Raw genomic sequence first — 23,833 nt, forward strand, 5'->3', positions numbered from 1 at the left:
CTCACAATCGGTTTGTATAAGCCACAAGTGACGTATAACAATGTGTAGAGCTTATTTATCTTAGGTCGGAATCGAAAGAAAATTTTCATTATTGCAGTTGGTTTTGATATCCCACTTGAACAGTAGAATTTTACACATTCATCACCATCTTCATAGAATTACTATATAGACTTTTATCGTCCCAAAATTTCGGAATACAAAAAACGAGCCTCTTAATAATTGGCTCGCCTTCGTAAGAAAATTAATAATTTAAGTCATCCACATCAGCTTCCATATCGATTTCCATATCCATTAAAGCCGAGCTCAAGCTTTTTCCATGTCGATCCAAAGTAAGTGATTTTGTGACGCCTCCGCCTAATGCGTTTTGCATGACAAAGTTCAATGCGCCAATTTTCGGTAGTTCATACCTAACCACATCACCCTTCACTATTTCGTGAAAGTAATCCTTAACCTTTTCTGCTGTTACCTGTTTTTTTACTTTTTCATAATCTTCCATACGATAGACGATGACGGAAACATTTGAAATATTTCCTTTATCCCCTGACCTAGAGTGAGTGACTTGCTTGAGTTTCAATCTTGCCGACCTCCTCGTACGTTACTTCGATTGTAATCTCTTCGCTAGGAATAAGAATGGATGCAATTGATACAACCTCTTGGACATTAACCCGAACACCACCGCCTCCAGCAGGCCCATTAGTATAGAGTGCTTCCACCTCTTGCCCGATCACATCAGCAGCTCCTTTATCAGTCGTCCTGGCAGCCACTCTTAATCGTACCTCGGATAGCCTTTCTCTGTCATACAACGGCTCTGAAATAGAAGATCCATACAGTGAATTAGAACCAATATGATCGATTCTCATTTCTTGAATCACTATATTAGCCTGAATCAACCGGTGCCTCACTACTTCTTCCGCCAGTCTTGACCTTTCCAAACAACCCGAACCGCCGTAACTAATTTCTGCTTCAACTATGTATCCGTCCACGTAGCCGATGCTCGTTTTATAGAGACCACTCTTCTCTTTTCCAGACACTCCAGTAATATGCACTTGGTTTGTCACTTTTTCTATCACTTCTATTTGTGAGAAATCAGCAATAACATCAGGAGTAAGATATCGGGTTGGGTCATGTATTTCATAAACAACTTGTTCCTTTACGGTCGCAGCCGTAACCATGCCTCCCGAATCCTCAAGCTTGGTTAAAAAAAAGTCCCCATTACCCTGTACTTCGGCGATAGGATAACCGACATTCCATAAGTCAGGAACATCCTTATACCCCGGATCGGCGAAATAACCACCTGTCACTTGGGCTGCACACTCGAGTAAATGACCAGCGGCTGTCCCCTTACCAAGAAGCTCATAGTCTGTATCCTGCCAACCAAATTCATGCTGAAGTGGTGCAACTACTAATGAGGGATCTGATACCCGGCCGGTAATTACAATATCTGCCCCTTCTTTCAACGCGGTCACAATTCCAGAAATTCCGATATAGGCATTTGCAGAAATTATGGAAGACTTCACATCTTTCAATGGTACTCCGGTTTCTATAATTGAGCATTCCAAGTACTTCCCGATGTTTGGATACACATCATCTCCACTTACTGCTGCTATTTTTAAATCATGGATACCTTTTTCCTCTGCTATATTCTTAACAATCTTAGCTGCGGCAAGTGGGTTTGCTGCTCCCATATTGGTGATTAATGTGACATTATTCTCGACACACAGTGATAAGACCTTATCCATACGATACTTCAATAAATGGTTATACCCCATATCAGGATTTTTCATTTTCTCTTGCTGAGCAAGGGCGATTGTTCTTTCTGCTAAGCATTCAAAAATGATGTAATCCAAATTTCCTTTTTGTATTAATTCCATCGCTGGTTCAATTCGATCGCCTGCGTATCCCGCACCTGAACCAATTCTAATCTTCTTCATAAGATATTCCTCCCTTCAAGCTCCAGTAGGAACTGGAGTCGTCACGATTGATATAATTTAACTGATTGAAGGGTACGCTTTGCACGTTCTACAATAGGAAGGTCGATCATTTTCCCTTCAAGTAGTAATACACCTTCCACTTTGGCTAATGCCTGTTCGAACGCTCTTACAATTCTTTCTACTTCCTCGATTTCTTCACCATAAAGGTCTGCTCTTTTTTATAATTGAAATGATTCATAGTGATATAAGAATTCGATTTACTATATTTTTTATTTGTTATATTTTTCAAAAGTTTCAATAACTACCCTAGTTAATATCTCAATTCCTGTGAAAATGGCGTCCTGATTAAATACCATGTTGGGATGATGTAGACCAGGCTCTAAATCGCAGCCCACACCCAGCATTGTGGCCTTGATTGCAGGCCTTTCTTTTGTATAAAAATGAAAATCCTCTCCACCCGGGGTAATAATAGGCTCCACAAGCCCTTTAGCCCCTAAGGTGTTTTCGATTGCTTTCTCCATAAATTCTGCTGCTTCTTGATCAACAGATGCGGCATAAACTCTTTCTTTGTGCTTGAAGCTTATTTGGCATTGATAGAAGTCAGACATTTTTTTCAGGACATCGTCCACCTTCTCAATCAATTCATCCATCGCTTCATTTGTTTGCGCACGTAAATCAAGGCTAAACTTGGAGGACCCAGGTATAATATTCGCATTTTCCCCTCCCGCAGAAACCTGTGTCATTTTGACTGAATAAGATAGTTGCGGGTTTAGACGGATTCCTTTAATTTGTTCAACAATCGCACTAATCACTTCAATGGCATTTAAAGTTAAATGAGGTCTTGCGCCATGTCCGTCAAATCCGTGAATCTCACCAAATACTGTATCAGCTGAGCCATGAATGATGCCTGAAGAAGCTTGTCCATACTTAATTTCCTGAATAGGACGCAGATGAAGACCATATAGAAAGTCAACATCATCCAGTACCTGTTTTTCAATTATCTTTAAAGCACCTTCACCAACTTCTTCAGCTGGCTGAAAAATAAATTTTAACGTACCTGGAAGAAAAATCTTCATTTTTCTTAATAAAAGCAAGACACCTAATACAATCGTCATATGAGCATCATGTCCACAGGAATGGTTAGCACGAAAAGTCCCGTCCACATCCTGAAGTAGAGCATCCATATCAGCTCGTAACCCAATCGTTAAATTACTTATACTGTCCTCTGGTGACCACTTACCTATAACTCCAGGCATATCCGAAAAACTGGTCACTTCAAGCCCGTTTTGTTGGATCACCTTTGAAATATAAGATGTAGTCTGAAACTCTTTCCAGCTCACTTCAGGATTCTCATGAAGATGGCGGAAAATCTCCAATACTTGAGGTTCTATTTCCTTCAATAATTCTTTCATCAAACCGCTCCTTATTTTCTCAAGAGACACCGAGAGCGACTGCCGCTATTAACGCTAAACAAGCAATCAAAGTCCATCCGAGAATTAATTTCCAAATAAATTTAACCCATCTCTCATATGGAATTCCAGCAATAGCCAGGTATCCCATTAATGCTGAGGACGTTGGAATAATTGAGTTCGTAACAGAATCCCCATATTGGAAGGCAAGAACGGCAAGCTGTCTTTCCAATCCCAAAATATCAGTAATAGGAACCATAATTGGCATTGTAGCCGCAGCCTGTCCACTGCCTGAAGAAATGAATAAATTAAGAAATGCTTGGGTGAAAAACATACCTACGACATTCAATGTTTGTGGTAGGTGACTTATCCCCGAAGCTGCCATAAAGACTAACGAATCTATGATTTTACCTTCTTCTAAAACTACTGTAATAGCCCTTGCAAAGCCGACGATCAAGGCACCAAATGTGACTGCTCGAGCTCCCTCAATAAATGAATCAAAAAGTTTACCAAGTTGCAAACCGCCAACCAGCCCGCTAACGATACCCATAATCAAGAAAGAAGCTGTGAGCTCTGTTAAAAACCAGCCCCATTTAAACACGCCATAAATGTTAAAAGCCAGCCCAAAGATCATTGCTAGAAAAACTAGCTTATGGCGTCCGGTCAATTCAGGAAAATCAACTAATCCGGCCGTTTGTTTTTCTTTTTGTTCAATATCATAGATTACACTTTTTTCAGGATTCCGTTTTACCTTATTTGCATAACGGCTGACATACCAAATGGCAAATGCCAGGACAAAAATATAGACAACAAAACGGAAACCAATTCCAGAGAATAAAGGTACTTCTGCCAGTGATTGGGCGACCCCTACAGTGAACGGGTTGAGCATGCCTCCAAAAAATCCGCTAGCAGCACCAAGGGTAATCATAGCCGTTCCAGTAACCGCATCAAAGCCCATAGCTCTTGCTATCGCGATCCCTATAGGCACGAAGATAATGGTTTCTTCTGCCATCCCCATGCTAAAGCCGCCTATGGAAAAAAGCAACATACTCAACGGAATTAATAGTTTTTCTCGCCCTTCAAGAGATCGTACCCCTTTATAGACCCCTGCTTCAATCGCACCAGTAGTTCGAATAATACCAAATACACCACTTACAAGAAAAATATAAAAAATAATCTGGGCTCCCTTTTCTAAGCCCAATGGAATGGACGTGAAAAGGTCAAAGAAGCTCACAGGATCACGATCAATAGCATGATAGCTTCCGTCGACAACAAGCATTCTACCCGATTTCTCATCTTCAACACGATCGAATTCACCGGCAGGAATTACATATGAAGCAAGCCCTGCCATGATGATTATGATAAATATGAGCGTATATGTATGTGGCACTTTTAACCATGCCTTTTTCTTAACTGTCACATTATTTTTTTCAGTTTCCATCATTTCACCTCATCCTAATTGATTTGCTACATCCGGTTTCTATAAAAATATTAAACTTGCTCTTTTTTTATGGTCAATTGCCCAAGAACTTCCTCGTTGATATTAATTCCAAGCCCCGGTTCTCTTGTAAGATGTACATAGGGAATTTCATAATCAAGATTTCCAATGTCCTGACTGAATAGCAGTGGACCTGTCAGTTCTGTACTGGTAATATTTTTTCGTGAAATGGCCGTATGGTATCCTGCTGACGATCCGATTGAGGATTCTACCATGGACCCAATTTGGCAGCTGATACCTGCAATCTCAGCTGTCTTTGCCAATTGGATTGCCTGATAAATTCCACCGCACTTCATTAGTTTTATATTGATTTTATCTACGGCCTTCTTTTTAATTAGTTCCTGTAGATGGTACCCGTGATGGATGCTTTCATCAGCCATAATGGGAATGGTTGTTTTTTCTTTGAGTTCTGCAAGACCGTCAATGTCTCCCATTCTAATCGGCTGTTCTAACCATGAAAGGTGAAATGGTTCCAAAGCTTTTACTGCTGGAAGGGCATTGGCATAAGTTCCCCATCCCTGATTGGCATCTACCCGAATTGGAAACTTCTCCCCAACTTTTTCTCGAACCGCTGCTATACGCTCTACATCTGACTCAATATCCCAACCTACCTTAAGTTTTAACGAAGTATATCCTTGGTCGACAGCTTCCTGAGCTTTTTCAGCCATAATCTCTGGTTCGTCAATACTTAAAACCTTTGCAAAAGTTAGGGATTCATGAAATTTCCCACCTAATAAATCATAAATCGGCAATTTTGTGTATTTTCCCATAAGGTCATAGCACGCAATATCAATTGCCGCTTTTGCTGAGGGATTTCCCATAATGGCCGAATTCATAATGTCGTGAATTTTTTCCAAATTAAATGGATTTTCTTGTTTCAAAGCAGGCAATAGGACATGCTTTAATACTTCGAATGTTGCATAAAACGTTTCCCCTGTTACATGTTCATCAGGTACTGCTTCACCATATCCTACTAGCCCGTTATCGGCTATCAATTTTACGATAACAGAAGGCATATACTTATATGTTTGATAGGAAATAACAAATGGTTCTTTTAAAGGCAAATGAGTGGCATAAATTTCACAACGTTCAATAATCAAAACTAAGCTCCCCTTTCACACTGTCGCTATATGTCGTTAATAAAAATAATATATACTAATCCCCTTTTTCTGTAAAGTCTGAATTTTTAAATTCCAGTTAGGTTCTTGAATTTTTCTGTAGCTAAATATAAATTTCGAGGTCTTCCTTGATCGTAAGGATGTTCCTCACCACCTTTTAAAAAACAGCCTCCTTCAATGAGCCTTTTAATAAATCTTTCTGCCGATCGTCGGGTGCAATTCATGTATTCTTCTAGCTCTGCTGCAGAAAAAGCCCGAAAATTGTTTATGGAAATAAACTGATGAATTAACTTTATATTTTTTGCACTCATTTTAAGTTCACTGGCTAGTTTTTGAATAGTTTCATCCTCATTTTTCAATTCCACAAGGTGATTTTCTTCAAATAAAGGTCCTTGTAATTTTTGATCTTCATCCACCAAGCATGCAATCGTTTTACTCTTTAGAAATTTATTAGTAAAAAATAACGCTTGGGCTGAATGTTTTTCCGACTCCTGAATTGTATACCCATACCCAATACCAATTTGGAATAAAGTTTGAAATTCTCTTTCCATTTGTCCGATAATATCATTATAAAAATCGTTTTCGAACGCCTGCAATGCTCCACGTGTTGTATAAATCAAATATGGATTTAAGTATTCAAGAGAAACACGAGCTTGTAGCCTTTTACTCAACTTCTGTAAAAAATTTAAAAATGAATCACTCCCATTAAGATTTTGTTGATAATCTTGAATAGAAATAACAGCAATCTGAGATTCTTCCGTTTTCTTTAGTTTCAACAAGGATACAGCTCTTGTTAGGCTTTCAATTAAGGTACGTTTGGGCTGGACCATATATCTAGAAGGAATGGATAGCCTTTGAAGCTCCTGATAAACTGCATGAATACTCGTTAGTGCAAAAAGGGTTTTTCCTTCCTTATATTGTTTGCTATGAAAGTGGACAAATTCAGCTATATTTAGTGCCTGGGTTTCTTCATCCCTCTTATATATCCAAGGGTAATCCTTAACATAAAGGGACTTTTCTACGATTTCTGATTCTTCCAGCACCTTCATTAACCGGCTTTGATCCGGTAAATCTATAGAAATTTCATTCAAAGTCACTTTTTCCCGATGAGAAATCGATAATAACGAGAGCGCTATAGTCAATTCATCAAAAGGGACATATATAGCTTCTATGAAATTTCTTTTAACTTGCTTGTATCCATAATAAAAAGGGATTGAACCTGAAAACAATACTAAATCAGTTTGTTTACCAGCTTCTTCTATTAACAGACTACTTTCTTCAGGCATCTCGTACTGAAAGGAAATAAATTGTACTTCAGGAAATAAGGGATATTGAACAGATAAGGATTCTAAAAAATACTTTGAGCCTATAACACTAATTTTCATTATGTTGTTTCACCTCTAAAATGAAATATAATTATATTATAACGGTAGAATCGTATCAGTAACTATTTTAAATTAATTAATATACCAAAGTCCTGCACGCTATCGCTTGCCCCAATAGCGATGGTAAGCCATCATCACCATCAAATTAAGAAAATGGTTGTTTCACAAATGTTATCAGGCACGCTTTTTTTATGTTGGAATATTTTACTACTAAAATGTGGAGATATTAAAGAAGCTAAATAACCTCACAAGTAGTGAATCCATTTAGCTGGAAAAGGAGTACGGAGGCGATTCGAGAAAGTGGGGCCACATTGGAAAAATTCGTTTTTGGCTTCCTTGTATTCATCCATATTTTTTCTTCACACTTCATTTTTAGCAGGGTAAGCCAAACTCTATTCCTCTAAAGTCTTGAGCTCTAGAACATGTTTGAATTTTGCGTTATCGACACCGATAATAAGTGTTTAGCTCCTGTTACTAAACTAATACTTAAATATTTACCCAGTGTAAAAAGCCTTTACTCTTGAAGAGTAAGGGCTTTTTACGAATTTGCTCTATTAATCGCATAAATCTGCTATAAGACTTATCCAATTTCAAGGGAGTACAGTAATTTAATATCCTTTCACTAAAATGATTCTTCATTTAAAAAAATAAGGGCGGCAGTCCGATAGATTTCTGTTGTCTCCGCAAGTTCTTCAACATCTACATATTCATTTATTTGGTGTGGTACTTCCCTTTCCCCCGCTCCAATCGTGACAATTGGAATACCAGCCATATGCAGGAATGTCCCATCTGTTGCTCCTGGGACTCCGTTATAAACCGCTTCTTTTCCCGTAACGATTTGAGCAGCTTTTGCAACAGCCGTGACTACTGGGTTATCACGGTCGGTAATGGTCCATGGACGTTCCTCAATCACTTCCATTTCTGCTTTAAAATCAGGATCATCTTTAGCAAGTTTATCTATAATGTTTTGCAATTGAGATTTTATAACCTTATGCTCTTGGCCAGGTATAGTTCGAATATCCAATGTGGTCATGCATTGATCTGGAACAACATTAATTTGTGCTTCCCCGTGAACAGGTCCCATTAATATTGTCGGTGTTATGGAGGGCCAGCCCAACAGATCGTGCTTTCCAAGACGTTCTTTCTCAAGAGTTTCTAACTTATCAATTTCACAGATTATTTTAGCCATACGTGTATTCGGATTGATCCCGCTTAAAGGCATAGCTCCATGAGCCATTTTTCCGTAAACATTAATGGCAATCCGCATAGCCCCCTTTTGTGTAATGCAGACTTCATTTTCTTCAGGTTCACAAATGATAGCTCCTGCTACATCTTTTGCCCATCCCTTTTTGATAAAATGTTTAATGCCAATCATCATTCCCTCTTCATCACAAGGAATGCATAGAATAATTTTCCCTGACCAGTATTCCTTATCTCTTAATAAGGAATGAACAGCAGTAATCATACACGACAGATTTCCTTTTGTATCATTTGTCCCTCGGCCATACATTCTTCCATTTACTATTTCCGCACCAAATGGATCGTACTTCCAAGCTTCCCGTTCTCCTTCTGTTACCACATCTGTATGACCTTCGAAAAGTAACGTTTTTCCTGGTCTGCCGGAATCAACAATGCCTATAACATTTGGACGGCCTGGCTCTACTTCTTCAATAAATACCTCAATCCCTATATCTCTTAGATAGTTTGCTACATAGTTGGCGACTTTTTCTTCGTTTCCGCCTTCAACTCCGGGGCGATAAACACTTTCGATTTTGACAAGGGACTGGGTAAGTCGGATTACTTCCTCTTTATCTCTTATTCTCCTAGCTTGCATTTGCTGTATACTCATTCGTAAATACTCCCTTTCTATTAGAAGTTTTCTTATAATTATTGGTGGTTCACCATCAATAGAGAAACGTTCGTATCATCGTTATATCTAAAAAAGACACTGTTAAAGAGTCCTTCGATTGCCTTCCCTTTTTTATTAAATGTTGGGTACATGAGACTCATAATTAATTGCAATCTAACGGATAGATCGGTCTAATAATTCTTTGATAATTAAAGCTAGCTACTTTACTCGTACTTAATCCTGGTGAATCTACAGAGATAATCTTTTTAGCAAGGTGCTTAAAACCAGCACGGAAATGCTGTGCTGATTTTAATGCGACAATCCTAAATTCAGTAACATCAATTCCATGTAACAAAAAGATTTGTTCGTCTAACGTCTGCCAATTTACGGAACAAACTATAATATCTACATTCCCAACCTGTAACCGAACTGATTTTCCTAGATTAAATTCAAATCCTTTCATCATAGGTGATGAGGTGGTAAATCTACCATCGGTCAGTGCTTTTATATAAGCAGAAGTTAGAGCAATTGGTTCTCCATGTAGGGAATCAGTTTTCCCACCAATGAACACATCTATTTTTCCACCAACCCCTACCTGGTGAGCTAGGTTTGCTACTTCTGGATCATAAATAAACCCAAAGCATGATTTAGGAATATTAAACTCTAACATTTCCCTCAATAAATAAGTACCGTCCCCTGGAGCGCCAGCCCCAGGGTTATCAGAAGATTCATTAATGATAATTGGACATTCTCCAATAGATAACGCTTGGAGCATCCCATTTTTAGGATCAGGAAGTTCCCGTAAAAACTTTGCTCTCATAGCCCATATATCCTTGGCCACTTCCTTGCAGACAGTTTGCGCTATTTCATCATTTCCATCAGTTATCGTTATGACAGTTGCCGATACATCTGGAATGTCTGTATATGGAAATCCATGAAAGAAGGTACAATCAATCACTTCTGTTTGTTCTTCCATTTGTAGACATAAATGAGTAATATCTTTTGCAGGAGACTTATCCGTTGTACCAGCGGCTATTGGTATTAAGATTGGCAATTTTTTCATTACCATAACAGGATTAATTTCTCCCTTAAGTATTTTCACTGTTAAATCCATAGCCTTTAAGCCTGTTTCATAACAATCAATATGCGGATAATACTTAACGCCTAGTAACAAATTTGCTTCTTTTACCATTGTTTCAGAAAGATTTCCATGTAAATCCAAAGTGACGACTATGGGAATTTCATAGCCCAGTATCTTTCTTAACTCCCTTAGTAATTCACCTTCTAAATCATCAATTCCATCCACGACCCCGGCACCATGTAAAGCGAGGCAAATAGCATCTAGTTTTCCTTTACCTTGTATATTTGTTATTAGCTCCTTTTTTAATATTTCAAAACATTCTCTAGTTATCGTACCAGCTGGATTGGCAAATGCAGAAAAACTCGGAATAAGGTCAACTCCTAATTCCCTTCCTTTATCAATCATTCCACCAATATAATCCTTTACACCGTCGTGGCATCGTAACACCTCCTCGTTTCTTGCCCAAAGAATCTCCTTGAATGAATCTTTAGTTGTTTTTACAGCGGAAAACGTATTAGTTTCATGCATAATATGACCTATACCTATTCTCAATTCCTTTCATCCTTCCTATTTAAGGAACATATACTTCATCTATCTCTATTTAAATTGATATCTTGATTTAATTAGGATTTGGATAATATATCATTGCTTTCTTTTTGGAATACCACTTTACCGCCTATTATTGTATAATCCACTTGCATATCTTTAATTTGATCAGTAGGTACATCAAGAATTGCACCGTTTAATACAACCAAATCTGCTAACTTTCCTATTTCTATGCTACCTTTTAAATTCTCTTCAAAACTCGCATATGCTCCATTCCATGTAAACAGCTTGATTGCCTCTAATACGCCTATTCGCTGGTTACCTCCTACATCCTGCCCTGTTGAACTTTTCCTATTTACAGCTCCATGAATTCCTAAAAGCGGATTAAACGAGGTGACCGGACTGTCGGAACCTCCGGCAGCTATTATCCCCTTATCAATGAAATCACGAACTGGATACATATGATTGACTCGTTCTCCGTAGCTTTTAATGTAGCCATCACCGTATTTAAGGAAGAAAGCAGGATTCGGAATAGGAATAACCTCTAATTGCCTCATCCGTTCAACTAAATCAGGCATTGTAATTCCTGCATGTTCAATCCGATGGCGGTGATTCTTTCTTGGATGTTTTTTCAATGCCTCTTCAATACAGTTAAGCATCATTTCAATAGCCCGGTCTCCTTGAGCATGAGCTGTGATCTGAAACCCTTTTTCATGAGCCTCCCCGAGAATACGGTTAAGTTCCTCCTGGCTAAAGTACAGGATACCGGAATATTCCGAATTATCAGTGTAAGGTTCCCTCATTGCAGCAGTTGGCCCGCTACTACTCCCATCAGTAAAAACCTTAGCTGGACCAATTTTAAATTTCTCATCTCCCAGACCTGTTGAAATTCCTGCTTTTATCATCTTGTCAACAAATTCTTCTGACTTATTGATTGTTGAGACAATTGCATAAGTCCTAACCTGAACCTGTCCGTTACGAACTGCCTCTTGCATCACCCTAAAGTTTTCCGGGCTAGAGACACCTGCATCGTGAATGCTGGTAATGCCAGAAGCGATAAAATCATTTGAAGCCATCATCAATCCTTGTAGAAGCTCTTCATGTGTATAATCAGCCAATTCGTAATAAGGCATTTGTGCGTTTTCTATTAAAACTCCTGTAGGAACTCCTACTTCATCGCGGACCACTTTTCCACCTTCGGGATCTGGGGTATGTTCATCAATCCCTGCTATCTCTAACGCCTTGCTATTTACCACGGAAATGTGACCACAGGCGCGCCGAAGAATGATCGGGTGATTGCTAGAAATATGATCCAATTCTTTTCTAGAAGGATATCTATTTTCTGATATTTTGGTTTCATTGAATCCCCATACACGCACCCAGTTTCCAATTGGTGTTTCATTCACTTTTTTTTCAATTTCTTTTAAAACGTCATGTAAAGATTCGATTGTGGGCTCCTTACAGCTTACTCCTAATTTATTTGTACCAAATAAAGTAATATGAAGATGAGAGTCAATAAAGCCTGGCACTAAACTTCTACCTGCTAAATCCACTACCTCCGTTTGAGAACCAATTAATCGTTTCACTTCTTCATTTTTTCCCACCGCAACAATTAGGTTATCAGTAACCGCAACAGCTTCATTTACGTCGTATTCCATGTTTGATGTAATTACTTGACCATTCACTAACACTAAATCTGCAAACATCAATTCACCTCGTTATTGGTTTAGATTCTTCTTTTTAAAAAAGAAAAGTTAGTTGGGAGAATAGTAGTGAACCAGAATAATGTAAATATATTATTCATATAAATGACAAGCTACAAAGTGATTGGCCCCCTTTTTTGTAAGTGCAGGCGATAGAACTTTGCAACGATCCATTACATGAGGACATCTCGTATGAAAAATGCATCCCGATGGCGGATTAAGTGGAGACGGTACATCCCCTTTTAAAATAATCCGTTCCTTTTTTAATTTAGGATCGGGAATTGGAACAGCGGATAATAATGCTTGAGTATACGGATGCAAGGGATGAGAAAATAGTTCATCTGTTGCAGCGCGTTCTACCATATGTCCCAAATACATAACTCCAATGTTATCAGCTATATGTCGGACTACACTTAAATCATGGGCAATAAAGAGGTAAGAAAGATTTAAGTTATCTTGCAATTCCTGCAACAAGTTTATGACCTGCGATTGAATGGATACATCGAGAGCGGACACTGGTTCATCACAAATTACAATTTTAGGGTTTACTGCTAAAGCTCTAGCAATTCCAATCCTCTGTCTTTGCCCACCTGAAAATTCATGGGGATAACGGTAATATTGGTCTTCTCTAAGTCCGACTTTATTAAGTAAGTCCAAGGTTCTTTCCATACGTTCTTTCTTTGACCCTATTTTATGTATCTTCATAGGCTCTTCAATTGCATGTCCTATGGTTTGCTTAGGGTCTAAAGAAGAATGAGGATCTTGAAACACCATTTGTATTTCTTGCCTAATTTGCTCGATTTCCTTCCCTTTTAACTTAAAAAGGTCGCTTTCCTTATATATGGCTTGACCCTCTGTAGGTTCCGTTAAACGCATGATGGTTCTTCCTGTTGTACTCTTCCCACAACCCGATTCACCTACAAGTCCAAGCGTTTCTCGTTCATTTAAGGTAAACTCTACATTATTTACCGCTTTAACATGCCCTTTCACTCGGCCAAGAGGAGAATAAATAGGAAAATACTTCCTCAAATTCTTAACCTGTAAAATCGGAGCTCTTTCATCTGACAGCGTCTGCAATACCTTTTCGCCTCCCCTCTTGTAATACAGTTTCATAATGCCAACAGCGCACTTTATGTCCGTCTTCAATCTCTTTTAATTCTGGTGGTTTTTCTTCACACAGGCTTGTAGAATGCGAACATCTTGGAGCAAATCGACACCCTTGGGGAATATTATTAAGAGACGGGACCATCCCTTCAATCACATGCATATTTTTAGAACGGTCCCCATCCAAACGTGGAACGGATTTTAACAATCCTTTGGTGTAGGGATGTAAGGGTTCCGAAAATAAAGATCCTACTTCAGCTTCTTCGATTATTTGACCTAAATACATAACCACCACACGTGTACAGACCTCAGCAACTACTCCCAAGTCGTGTGTTATCAACATGACTCCCATGTTTAGTTCCTTCTTCAAACCTTGAATCAAGTCCAATATTTGGGCTTGAATAGTAACGTCTAAAGCGGTCGTGGGCTCATCTGCGATAAGTAGATTAGGGTTACACGCCAATGCCATTGCTATCATTACCCTCTGTCTCATTCCTCCTGATAACTCATGAGGATACTCATTCACCCTTCTTTCTGGAGAAGGAATCCCTGTTAATTTGAGCATTTCTATAGCTCTGGTATAAGCCTCTTCTTTTCCAAGCTTTTGATGAATGATGAAAGATTCTGCAATTTGATAGCCAATTGTATATACAGGATTAAGAGAAGTCATCGGATCTTGAAATATCATAGATATTTCGTTTCCACGAATGTGTCTCATTTGATCTTCGCTCAAGGATAGCAAGTTTCTGCCCTTATAGATCAGCTCTCCTTCATATTTAGTCGTGTTTTCATTTAGCAATCGTAAAATAGATTCCGAGGTTACACTTTTTCCGCATCCCGACTCTCCAACAATCCCAAGGGTCTCTCCTGAAAATATCTCGAATGAAACCCCATTAACCGCGGTAACAGGTCCCTTTTCTGTCATGAACGTCGTTTTCAGGTTTTTGACCTCTAATAAACATTCTTTACCCATAAACGTCCTCCTCATTAATACCGTGTAATCAAATTATTTCTTTACTTTATTGGTGTGCGGATCGAGCAAATCTCGAAGTCCATCACCGAATAGATTCAAACCCAATACGGATAGAATAATGAATACACCTGGGAAAACTGTCATCCACCAAGCATTAAAAATTACGATTTTACCATCAAATAAAATGTTTCCTAGACTTGGTGCTGGCGCAGGAATACCAGCTCCCAAAAAGCTGAGCGATGCTTCAATTATGACAGAAACCCCAAATACGTAGGTGATTTGAACAATCAGAGGAGACATAGTGTTTGGAGCAATATGAAGCCAGATAATTCGCCATGAACTGGCACCTTGTGATCTCAAAGCTTCTATAAAGGTTTGTTCTTTGACTACAATGGCAGCCGAACGAACGACGCGTGCCACAGTAGGTGTATTTACAATAGATAACGAAAGAATGACATTAATTATATTCGGCCCTAATGCTGCCATGAGCGCAATGGCCAATAGAATTGCTGGAAATGCCATTAAGCCGTCACATATCCTCATCAGAATATGATCCAAGGTCCTATAATAAGCTGAGTACAAACCAATTACTGCTCCTATTACCAGTGTTATCGCAGCTACTGTAAGTCCGACGGTCATTGATACCCGAGTACCATAAACCACCCGGCTAAATAAATCCCTGCCAAAGTTATCTGTTCCAAAAAAATGTTCAGCACTTGGTGGGCTTAGACGAGCCGTTACTATCATGTCATATGGTGTGTATATGGTGATCAAAGGTGCAAAAATAGAGATTAAACTGAGAATTAATATAATCACACTTCCAGTAACTACAAGCCGATTTGAAAAATACCTGCGCAGAAGTAAAGATTGACGTTCTTTCTTCATATGATTTTTTGAGTACAATGGGTCTGTTTTTTGTATAATCGTTTTTGCTTCCATAAATCATCCCCCCTTCAATTCATTTCTCTATTTCCGACTTAACCGTACCCTTGGATCAACCACACCGTACAGTAAATCTACTATTAAATTAATGAATACATATGCGGCGGAAACCAGCAGAACAGTTCCTTGGAGAACCTCGTAATCTCGCTGGACTATTGAGTTCATGATAAGTTGACCGAGTCCCGGAATATTAAAAACCGTTTCTGTAATTACTGCTCCCGCTACCAATGTCCCAAAGGTTTGTCCAACGACAGTCAGAATAGGGATAAAAGCATTTCTCAATGCATGTTTATAAATGATTAATTTTTCTTTTACACCTTTTGATTTTGCGGTTTTAATGTAGTTCATGCTTAGTACCTCTAACATTGAGGCCCTTGTCATCCGCGCAATCAAAGCCGCTTGTATGGCCCCAAGTGACAAGGCAGGCAATATTAGATATTCAAGGTGAGCCAATAGCCCATCATCAAGTGGTTTATATCCAGCTACCGGAAACCATTGGAGTTTCACTGCGAAAAATAAAGATAATAATAATGCAAGGAGAAAGCTTGGCAAGGAAATTCCCAACAAAGAACCCACCATGAACATTTGGTCTGTGCTTGTTCCCCGTTTTTTGGCAGCAATAATTCCCATAGGAATAGCTATAAGTATAGAAATCCCCTGTGCCAATATCGCTAATGAAAGAGTCGGACCTAAGTGATCCATAAATACCTGTAAAACTGGTTCCTTCATATAAATTGACATACCCAAGTCTCCTTGAAGAAGACCTAAGACCCAATTAAAAAATTGCTCATACATAGGTAGATTTAAACCGAGTTCTTCTCTTAATCTTTCAATGTCATCTTCAGTTGCATCTGCCCCAAGCATTACTGATGCTGGATCTCCTGGTATTAAATGCATAATGAAAAAGACTACAATAGCTACAGTTAATAGAACCGGAATGAGAGATAAGACTCGCTGTAGAATATAGGCTTTCATTAAAAATCTCCTTTCTACAATTAACCCCTTCAATGCAAAACGTATGAAGGGGTATCTGAGCAATTGATTTTATTCTTTAACGGTCGTATTCCATAAAACAGGTCCAAGGAATTCTTGATATCCTTTGACTTTTTCCGCTTTTACGGATATGGAATCATAAGCACCAATATTAACAACAGGCATATCTTCCCAAATCACTTTTTGCAATTCATTAAAGGTTTCTTTAGCTTTATCCTGGGAAGACTGAGCTTTAATTTGATCCAATAGTTTGTCTATTTCAGGGTTATTCGTCCAGCCTGCAAACTTTGCTCTAGAATCCAAGAATGGATATTGGAGCGGGGTTGCGCTAACAGGCCAGCTAGTAAAAAACATTTCCCATTGATCAGGCTTATTTCGGCGATCTAATAGAGTAGACCAATCCACCACGTCTAGCTTTACGTTCATACCAATTTTCTTAAGTTGTTGCTGAACTGCGACGGCAGAATTATAATGTTGTGAATAGTCACGGCTTGTCAGGATTCTTAATTCTTCCCCATTATACCCAGCTTCCTTCAGCAATTGTTTGGCCTTTTCAGTATCTTTAGCTTCATAAATTTCTTTCCCTGTATCCGTGTACCATAAGCCTTGCTCTTTTAACATATATCCAGGGTCGAGTCTAAAATAACCATCAGTAACAGCAGCTGTTAAGACCTCTTTTTTATCAATTGCTAAATTCACCGCTTGGCGAGCTTTAACATTTTTCAGGAATCCATTTTGTTTATTAAAAATTAGAGTGTGAATTCCCAAAGGCGCTTGAATGGTTTCGAGACTTGGTACATTTTTAAATTGTGGTGCTGCATCCCATGGCATCATTACGCTCAAGTCATATTCTCCACTAATCATCCCTGCTACTCGAGTCGAGTTATCAGTGACAAAGTGAAAATATATGTCATCTACAAGAGCTTCCTTTTTACCAGCTAAACCGTCTGCAGGTTGGGATGAAGCCTTATAATCATCAAATTTCTTTAAATGAACGTATTGATTTTGTTTCCACTCTACAAACTTAAATGGACCTGTTCCGATATATTCTGTGATTCCACTTGTACCAGCCGATTCTATCACCTCTTTTGGCATGATGGCTGCGAATTGCCCCACTTCTGCCAGTACTGGTAATAGAACGATAGATGGTGTTTCGACATGCAGGATAACCGTATATTCATCTTTAGCTTCCCACTTAGAATTTCCTAGGTTTGCCTTTGCAACGGCCCCTTCTTGCCATTTTTTCATGGAAGCAATGACATCCTCAGCCTTCATTTCTTTCCCATTATGAAATTTGACGCCTTTTCTTAATACAAATGTAACTTTTTTTCTATCTTTACTAACCTCATAGGATTCAGCAAGCATTGGAGTTACTTCAAATTTAGAATTTAAAGTGACTAATGTCTCAAATATATGCCTTGCTGGGTCGCGTGTTGCATTTGCTGTCGTCAGGTGTGGATCCAGTGATGTTGGCTGTGCTGGATAGGCCACTTTTAGTGAACCACCTGGCTTGGATGAAGAAGAATCATTATTATTAGAATTATCTGACTTCGAACTACATCCAACAAGGACAAGAGCAAAGATCAACATGACTATGGAAATGATAAGATTTTTCTTTTCAAACATTTTCTTTCCCCCTTTTTTTCATTCTGTAATTTATATGGATAGATTTTTTTACTAATATAGTGGAGGGCTTGTTCCTTCTGGAAGAGGAGTTCTGTAATTACCTTTGGCTTCTAATTCTTTTTCAAATTCTTCTTTTGCAACTTCCAATAGATTCTCATTTTTCATTAAATCAAGGACGCTTAATCCTAATATTTTCGAAGCTGCATATTTTGTAGTCAAAAAAGATTTGGTAAATAAATTACTTATTTAGTTCTAATATCAATGACCTTACTCCTACTTATATGAAATTAGGGAATCTCTCTACAGACTCCCTATTATTAATCCGTATATATCTATTTTCAATTCGATTTCTTATTCTGCACTAACGTTTCTCTTTACCTTATATTAAGGTTTTTTGATTGCTGCTGAACTGAAGCAGAAGTAACAAGTCCTTTCTTAATTGTAAAGACGAGTAAAAAGCAGATGAATAAGACTATACTAATAAAATATAATCCCATCTCTACACTACCTGTAGTATCCTGTACATAACCAATTACATATGGGCCGATAAACCCACCTAAATTACCAACGGAACTAATGAGCGCTATTCCTACAGCAGCTTCTAATTCAGTAAGGAATAATGAAGGAATTGCCCAAAAAGGTCCGAAAATACTGTAAATACCAACAGTTGCAACAGACATCATGATTATAGATAGGATAGGATCCGTAGTTAATCCACATCCCATAAGGCCAATAGCACCAACAAGCGGCGGAATGGCAGCATGCATTTTTCTTTCACCAGTGCGATCAGATCGGCGTGCCCACCAAACCATCGCTATTCCTCCAAAAATATAAGGTATCATTGTAATCAAACCGACTTGAGTATTTGTTAAAATATTTGAAAAGGATTTGATAATAGTTGGCATCCAAAACCCTATTCCATACAAACCAGTGACTAATGTAAGGTAAATAAACGACAATCTCCAAATTCTAGAACTCCAAAAAATATTTTTCAGACTAGAGTGTTTGCCTATCTCCTTACCTTGATTTTCTTTTTCAATTTCGGATATGAGCCACCCTTTCTCTTCCTTTGTAAGCCACTTTGCCTGTTCAGGACGATCTGTTAAATAAAAGATAGTCGTAATCCCTAAAATGACAGCAGGAATTCCTTCCAGTACAAATATCCAGCGCCATCCAGCCATTCCACCCCAATTAATATTATCAATTATCCACGTGGTAACGGGTGCTCCAATAATATTGGACACTGTCAAAGCTGTCATGAAAAGGGCTACTGCACGAGCTCGTTCTTTTCCTCGGAACCAATACGTAATATAAAGTAAAACGCCTGGAAAAAATCCAGCTTCGGCAACTCCTAGCAAAAAGCGTAGGATATACAAATGATTCGCATTTTGGACCCAGGCTGTTAATATTACAACAATACCCCAGGTTATCATTATTCGCCCAATCCACTTTCTCGCTCCTATACGATGCATTAGCATATTACTGGGTACTTCAAAAAGAAAGTAACCAATAAAGAAAATACCAGAAATTAACCCCAAAGTGGATGCTGTTAAACCGAGATCTTTATTCATCTCCAGAGCAGCATAGCCAATGTTTACTCTGTCTAAAAAAGCAATGATATACAACACAAAAATATAAGGAATAATCCTTCTGGATACCTTTTTTATTGTACGTGCTCCTAATTCAGATTCCTGCATATTACAACTCCTATTTAGGAAATTTTGTTAATATTGGAGTACTAGAGAATAGCTCGTTTTTTTACTATTCTAACTAATAGAATCACTGCATTTGCCCAGTTAAATCTTGCAAGGATATCCTTGAGCCATTTTTATTTGATTCCTCCTACTTTTTTGTAGGGGGATAATTTAGTAGGCTCTGCCCATAGTAATCTCGTACCTCGATACATCACATAAAGTTGAAGCATAAAAGAAAGTCTTATTTAACGAAACATGTGAGCCAGCTTGTTGCTAATTCTACTGAATCGGTCTCGTAATCGAGGTTCGTGAAGTCCTATCGTCCAAGGTAAATTCAAAGTAAGCTGACATTTTGATTGCAATAGTGTGTTAGACAGATTCGCTCTAACTGTGACTGCTATACCGGGTTCAAAGGCTATATATACTGATGAACTAAAAAATACTAGATTGAAGTCGTTCTTTATAAGTATTATGGCAAAATCAAAAGTCTCAACATCAAAGGCCACTAGCGGACACTTACATTTTTTGAATGCATACGATATTGCTTAAAGTCATTTCACAATATCGTACGGCTTGGCTGAAAAAATACACTTAATTAAGGAGTCTTGTTATCTATGTTTTCGTCTAGCTCACTAATTATATCCCTCGTCCACCATCTACATTGAGTATCTCACCAGTCACAATTTTTGCTAAGTCGGAAGCGAGATAAAGCGAAGCTTGCGCAATATCCTCTGCCTGTATAAGGGAACCTAATGGAACGCTGTCCAAAAAGATTTTTTTCTTATCTTCTTCCATCAGTGTCCCGTCCCCATTCAAAAATTGATTGATCATCGGTGTATCAGCAGGTCCTGGGTTAATGGCATTCACACGAATTTTATACGGGGCGAACTCCAATGCCAATGCCTTAGTAAGCATAATGGCAGCTCCTTTTGACGCACAGTATGCATTTAAACCGGGACGAGCTCGTACCCCTGCAATGGAAGCGATATTTATTATCGAACCGCTTTGCTGTTTTTTCATGATTGGAGCTGCATACTTGGTAGTTAAAAAGATAGATTTCGTATTAACGTCCATAATCCGATCCCATTGTTCTATACTTAAATCCTCCACCTCTGTGAAGACCTGAGGTACCCCAGCACAATTCACTACAATGTCTAATCTTCCAAAAACCTCCTCCACTTCCTGGAACAGTGCAGCCACATCTTCGTTATTAGAAACATCGACCTGAACGGCCTTGACATTTTCGCTAGAAAACGAATCGCTTGCTGCTTTTGCTGCCTCGATATTCAAGTCTGCGAAGATTACATTTGCTTTTTGTTCAACAAATAATTGTGCAATGGCTTTCCCCATACCTGACCCTGCTCCCGTTACAATTGCTGTTTTCCCCTGTAATAATTTCTCAATCATAAGTTAATCACCACCATTTTTTCATCTGTCATTTCTTCAATCGTATATCTTGGACCTTCCTTGCCAATTCCACTATTCTTAACTCCACCATATGGCATCATATCGTTGCGGTAGGTTGATACGTCATTCACGATTACTCCACCATATTCCAGCACCTTGACTGCCTTTAAAGCTAAAGCCAGATCTCGTGTAAAAATGCCTGCTTGAAGACCATAATCCGATTGATTGGCCGACTCTAATGCTTCCAAAATATCCTCGTAAGGGATTATCGCCACTACCGGTGCGAACACTTCCTGACAAACAACTTTCATGTTCGGTGTTGTTTGAGTTAATACAGCTGGATAAAACAGTGAACCTTCTCTAAGAATCGGCGTAAGCGCAACAGCACCTTCTGAAATAGCCTCATTGACCCACTGTTCTACGCGAATCGCCTCTTTTTCATTAATCATTGGACCTATATCCGTGTCCGGTTCTTCCGGATTCCCAACTTTCAGTTGTTGAACATATGAAAGATACTTTTCTGTAAAATCATCCAATACAGAATTATGCACATATAAACGCTGAACAGATATACATGCTTGCCCTGCATTGTGAAAGCTACGGGAAGCCGTAAGCTTGGCCGCTTGGTCCAAATCAGCATCAAAATGAATAATGTTAGGAGAATTGTTTCCTAGCTCCAAGGTTACTGGGCGCATTCCACTTTTCTCTTTAATATATCTTCCAACTCCTGCTGATCCAGTGAAAGAATACATGGCAATCCGTTCATCCTGTAAAAGCCATTCACCAACTTCGGCGCCACCATTTACCACATTTACATATCCTTTTGGCAGTCCAGCCTCTTCAAACAGTTCTACTAATTGAAACGTGGTCACAGGTGTGTTTGGTGCTGGTTTTACTACTACTGTATTTCCTGATGCTAGTGCTGGGGCGATTTTATGTATCGCTAACAATAATGGGTAATTAAAGGGAGTGATGGCTCCAATGACTCCTTTAGGGACACGGATTGTGAACCCCAATCGATTATCCGCTCCTTCGACGGCCTGTAACGGAATCATTTCACCAGTAATTCTTTTTGCTTCTTCCGCGGACAAACGCAAAGTTTCAATGGTGCGATCCAGTTCACCTTTGGCATCTTTAATGGTCTTACCTACTTCTCTCACCAAGGTAATCTCAAATTCTTCTCTACGTTCTTGGAACAACTCGGAAGCTTTCAATAAAATTTGATACCTTTGAAATGCAGTTAATTGATCTTGTTTAAAGCATTTTTGTGCCTCTGTTATAGCATTATAAACATGCTGCTTTTCTGCCTTAGCAACATGAGTTAATACTTCACCTGTATATTTGTTATATACAGGAATCGTTTCTTCTGTAGGTACTTGCTGTCCACCAATAGATAAATGATAGTCTTTTATAATCATTTTTTCTCCCCCAAATTGGTTTTTAAACTCATTTCCCGTATTTTTGAAACAATTGCATCTCCCATTTCCATGGTATTAGCCGTTCCTCCGAGATCAGGAGTTCTGACAGTACCATCGAATAACACTTCTTCTATGGCGCTTAACACCAATTTTCCTAATTCAGGAAGTCTAAGATGATCCATCATGAGACTAATACTCCAAATTTGTGCAATTGGATTGGCAATACCTTTTCCTGCTATATCTGGTGCTGAGCCGTGTATTGGTTCAAACATCGAAGGATATTTCCTTTCAGGATTGATGTTTCCAGAAGGTGCCAACCCTAGTCCCCCAACTATAGCGGCTCCTAAATCTGTCAATATATCTCCAAACAGATTGCTTCCCGCAACGACATCAAAGCTTTCAGGCTTTGAGATAAAATAAGCAGCAAGTGCATCTATATGATAGAGTTGAACATCTATCTGAGGGTACTCATTTCCAATTTCTTTAACGATTTCATCCCAAAATGGCATGGTATGATTAATCGCATTGGACTTTGTTGCAACCGTCAGCCTTTTCTTTGGCCTACTTTCAGCCACTGAATAGGCATACTTTAGAATCCTTTCACTTCCATATCGGGTAAATACATTGTTTTGTATCGCTGTTTCATAAGGTGTGCCTTCGTGAAGGCGACCACCTATATTCGAATACTCCCCTTCCGTATTTTCTCTAATTACGACAAAGTCTAAATCATCATGTGATTTATATCTCAATGGGCTTTCCAACCCTTTAAGCAGTTTGACCGGTCTCAAGTTAACATATTGCTGAAAATGCCTGCGGATTGGAAGAATAAGTTCCCATACCGAAACATGATCTGGAACAGTAGGAGCTCCAACGGCTCCAAATAAAATCGTGTCGTAATCCTCCAATAAATTTAGTCCATTTGTTGGCATCATCCTTCCATGTTTTAGATAATACTCACAATTCCAATCATAGAAATCGTAAACAAATCTTACATCTGAATGTACTTCTTCAAGCACTTTTAAAACTTTCAACCCTTCATTAACTACTTCTGGACCAATTCCGTCCCCAGGAATAATTGCGATGGAAAAGTGTTTTTGCAATTTCTTCACCTCATTATGTTTCATAATAATGTGCTACAATTTCATAACTTGCAAAA

Annotated in this window: 18 protein-coding genes; all 18 read right to left on the reverse strand. The window is 38.7% G+C overall.

Going from position 1 to position 23,833, the window contains the following annotated elements:
• Positions 1 to 241: 241 nt before the first annotated feature.
• The gene (locus NST21_RS14660) at positions 242 to 574 is read right to left on the reverse strand and encodes an AtuA-related protein (RefSeq protein WP_340889816.1); all 333 of its coding nucleotides are present in this window, start codon (positions 572 to 574) and stop codon (positions 242 to 244) included.
• The gene (locus NST21_RS14665; RefSeq protein ID WP_340889818.1) at positions 546 to 1,931 is read right to left on the reverse strand and encodes an acyclic terpene utilization AtuA family protein; all 1,386 of its coding nucleotides are present in this window, start codon (positions 1,929 to 1,931) and stop codon (positions 546 to 548) included. The genes NST21_RS14660 and NST21_RS14665 overlap by 29 nt, the downstream gene beginning before the upstream one ends.
• A gap of 269 nt (positions 1,932 to 2,200) precedes the next feature.
• A complete protein-coding gene (locus NST21_RS14670; protein WP_340889819.1) occupies positions 2,201 to 3,343 on the reverse strand; it encodes a M20 peptidase aminoacylase family protein in 1,143 nt (380 codons plus the stop codon).
• Positions 3,344 to 3,362: 19 nt separating this feature from the next.
• Positions 3,363 to 4,781 (reverse strand): YfcC family protein, encoded by a 1,419-nt coding sequence (locus tag NST21_RS14675; RefSeq protein ID WP_201184787.1) that lies wholly within the window; start codon positions 4,779 to 4,781, stop codon positions 3,363 to 3,365.
• Between the two features lie 50 nt (positions 4,782 to 4,831).
• Positions 4,832 to 5,938, reverse strand: a complete 1,107-nt coding sequence (locus NST21_RS14680) for a mandelate racemase/muconate lactonizing enzyme family protein (protein ID WP_340889821.1) — start codon at positions 5,936 to 5,938, stop codon at positions 4,832 to 4,834.
• Positions 5,939 to 6,024: 86 nt separating this feature from the next.
• Positions 6,025 to 7,341 carry a MarR family transcriptional regulator gene (locus NST21_RS14685; protein ID WP_340889823.1) on the reverse strand — a complete coding sequence of 439 codons (1,317 nt, stop codon included), beginning with the start codon at positions 7,339 to 7,341 and terminating at the stop codon, positions 6,025 to 6,027.
• Between the two features lie 622 nt (positions 7,342 to 7,963).
• Entirely contained in the window at positions 7,964 to 9,190 is a 1,227-nt protein-coding gene (locus tag NST21_RS14690; RefSeq protein ID WP_056523790.1) for a M20 family metallopeptidase, read from the reverse strand.
• 163 nt (positions 9,191 to 9,353) lie between these two features.
• On the reverse strand, positions 9,354 to 10,823 hold the full coding sequence (locus NST21_RS14695) for a M81 family metallopeptidase (protein WP_340889825.1): 1,470 nt from the start codon (positions 10,821 to 10,823) through the stop codon (positions 9,354 to 9,356).
• Between the two features lie 71 nt (positions 10,824 to 10,894).
• Entirely contained in the window at positions 10,895 to 12,523 is a 1,629-nt protein-coding gene (locus NST21_RS14700; RefSeq protein ID WP_340889827.1) for an amidohydrolase, read from the reverse strand.
• A gap of 90 nt (positions 12,524 to 12,613) precedes the next feature.
• Complete coding sequence (locus NST21_RS14705; protein WP_057214449.1) at positions 12,614 to 13,633, reverse strand: ABC transporter ATP-binding protein; 1,020 nt, start codon at positions 13,631 to 13,633, stop codon at positions 12,614 to 12,616.
• Complete coding sequence (locus NST21_RS14710; protein ID WP_340889830.1) at positions 13,578 to 14,597, reverse strand: ABC transporter ATP-binding protein; 1,020 nt, start codon at positions 14,595 to 14,597, stop codon at positions 13,578 to 13,580. The genes NST21_RS14705 and NST21_RS14710 overlap by 56 nt, the downstream gene beginning before the upstream one ends.
• A 33-nt stretch (positions 14,598 to 14,630) precedes the next feature.
• Entirely contained in the window at positions 14,631 to 15,536 is a 906-nt protein-coding gene (locus tag NST21_RS14715) for an ABC transporter permease (RefSeq protein WP_056523771.1), read from the reverse strand.
• 27 nt (positions 15,537 to 15,563) lie between these two features.
• The gene (locus NST21_RS14720; protein ID WP_056523768.1) at positions 15,564 to 16,514 is read right to left on the reverse strand and encodes an ABC transporter permease; all 951 of its coding nucleotides are present in this window, start codon (positions 16,512 to 16,514) and stop codon (positions 15,564 to 15,566) included.
• Between the two features lie 69 nt (positions 16,515 to 16,583).
• Positions 16,584 to 18,158 carry an ABC transporter substrate-binding protein gene (locus NST21_RS14725; protein WP_340889836.1) on the reverse strand — a complete coding sequence of 525 codons (1,575 nt, stop codon included), beginning with the start codon at positions 18,156 to 18,158 and terminating at the stop codon, positions 16,584 to 16,586.
• A 374-nt stretch (positions 18,159 to 18,532) separates the two neighbouring features.
• Complete coding sequence (locus NST21_RS14730; RefSeq protein WP_340889838.1) at positions 18,533 to 19,855, reverse strand: MFS transporter; 1,323 nt, start codon at positions 19,853 to 19,855, stop codon at positions 18,533 to 18,535.
• A gap of 633 nt (positions 19,856 to 20,488) precedes the next feature.
• The gene (locus NST21_RS14735; protein ID WP_056523759.1) at positions 20,489 to 21,259 is read right to left on the reverse strand and encodes an SDR family NAD(P)-dependent oxidoreductase; all 771 of its coding nucleotides are present in this window, start codon (positions 21,257 to 21,259) and stop codon (positions 20,489 to 20,491) included.
• Positions 21,256 to 22,677 (reverse strand): aldehyde dehydrogenase family protein, encoded by a 1,422-nt coding sequence (locus tag NST21_RS14740; RefSeq protein WP_056523756.1) that lies wholly within the window; start codon positions 22,675 to 22,677, stop codon positions 21,256 to 21,258. Before NST21_RS14740 ends, NST21_RS14735 begins: the two co-directional genes overlap by 4 nt.
• Positions 22,674 to 23,777, reverse strand: coding sequence for a tartrate dehydrogenase (locus NST21_RS14745; protein WP_340889840.1), 1,104 nt, complete (start codon positions 23,775 to 23,777; stop codon positions 22,674 to 22,676). Before NST21_RS14745 ends, NST21_RS14740 begins: the two co-directional genes overlap by 4 nt.
• Positions 23,778 to 23,833 lie beyond the last annotated feature (56 nt).

The organism is Peribacillus sp. FSL K6-1552 (genome assembly GCF_038005205.1).
GTDB classification, from domain to species: Bacteria; Bacillota; Bacilli; order Bacillales; family DSM-1321; genus Peribacillus; species Peribacillus butanolivorans.

What these genes read in the sequence shown, in the direction of transcription:
- NST21_RS14710 (WP_340889830.1), bottom strand. Translation starts at nt 14,597, where the DNA reads ATGGGTAAAGAATGTTTATTAGAGGTCAAAAACCTGAAAACGACGTTC.
- NST21_RS14685 (WP_340889823.1), bottom strand. Translation starts at nt 7,341, where the DNA reads ATGAAAATTAGTGTTATAGGCTCAAAGTATTTTTTAGAATCCTTATCT.
- NST21_RS14665 (WP_340889818.1), bottom strand. Translation starts at nt 1,931, where the DNA reads ATGAAGAAGATTAGAATTGGTTCAGGTGCGGGATACGCAGGCGATCGA.
- NST21_RS14735 (WP_056523759.1), bottom strand. Translation starts at nt 21,259, where the DNA reads ATGATTGAGAAATTATTACAGGGGAAAACAGCAATTGTAACGGGAGCA.
- NST21_RS14675 (WP_201184787.1), bottom strand. Translation starts at nt 4,781, where the DNA reads ATGGAAACTGAAAAAAATAATGTGACAGTTAAGAAAAAGGCATGGTTA.
- NST21_RS14730 (WP_340889838.1), bottom strand. Translation starts at nt 19,855, where the DNA reads ATGCAGGAATCTGAATTAGGAGCACGTACAATAAAAAAGGTATCCAGA.
- NST21_RS14700 (WP_340889827.1), bottom strand. Translation starts at nt 12,523, where the DNA reads ATGTTTGCAGATTTAGTGTTAGTGAATGGTCAAGTAATTACATCAAAC.
- NST21_RS14740 (WP_056523756.1), bottom strand. Translation starts at nt 22,677, where the DNA reads ATGATTATAAAAGACTATCATTTATCTATTGGTGGACAGCAAGTACCT.
- NST21_RS14715 (WP_056523771.1), bottom strand. Translation starts at nt 15,536, where the DNA reads ATGGAAGCAAAAACGATTATACAAAAAACAGACCCATTGTACTCAAAA.
- NST21_RS14705 (WP_057214449.1), bottom strand. Translation starts at nt 13,633, where the DNA reads ATGAAACTGTATTACAAGAGGGGAGGCGAAAAGGTATTGCAGACGCTG.
- NST21_RS14725 (WP_340889836.1), bottom strand. Translation starts at nt 18,158, where the DNA reads ATGTTTGAAAAGAAAAATCTTATCATTTCCATAGTCATGTTGATCTTT.
- NST21_RS14690 (WP_056523790.1), bottom strand. Translation starts at nt 9,190, where the DNA reads ATGAGTATACAGCAAATGCAAGCTAGGAGAATAAGAGATAAAGAGGAA.
- NST21_RS14670 (WP_340889819.1), bottom strand. Translation starts at nt 3,343, where the DNA reads ATGAAAGAATTATTGAAGGAAATAGAACCTCAAGTATTGGAGATTTTC.
- NST21_RS14720 (WP_056523768.1), bottom strand. Translation starts at nt 16,514, where the DNA reads ATGAAAGCCTATATTCTACAGCGAGTCTTATCTCTCATTCCGGTTCTA.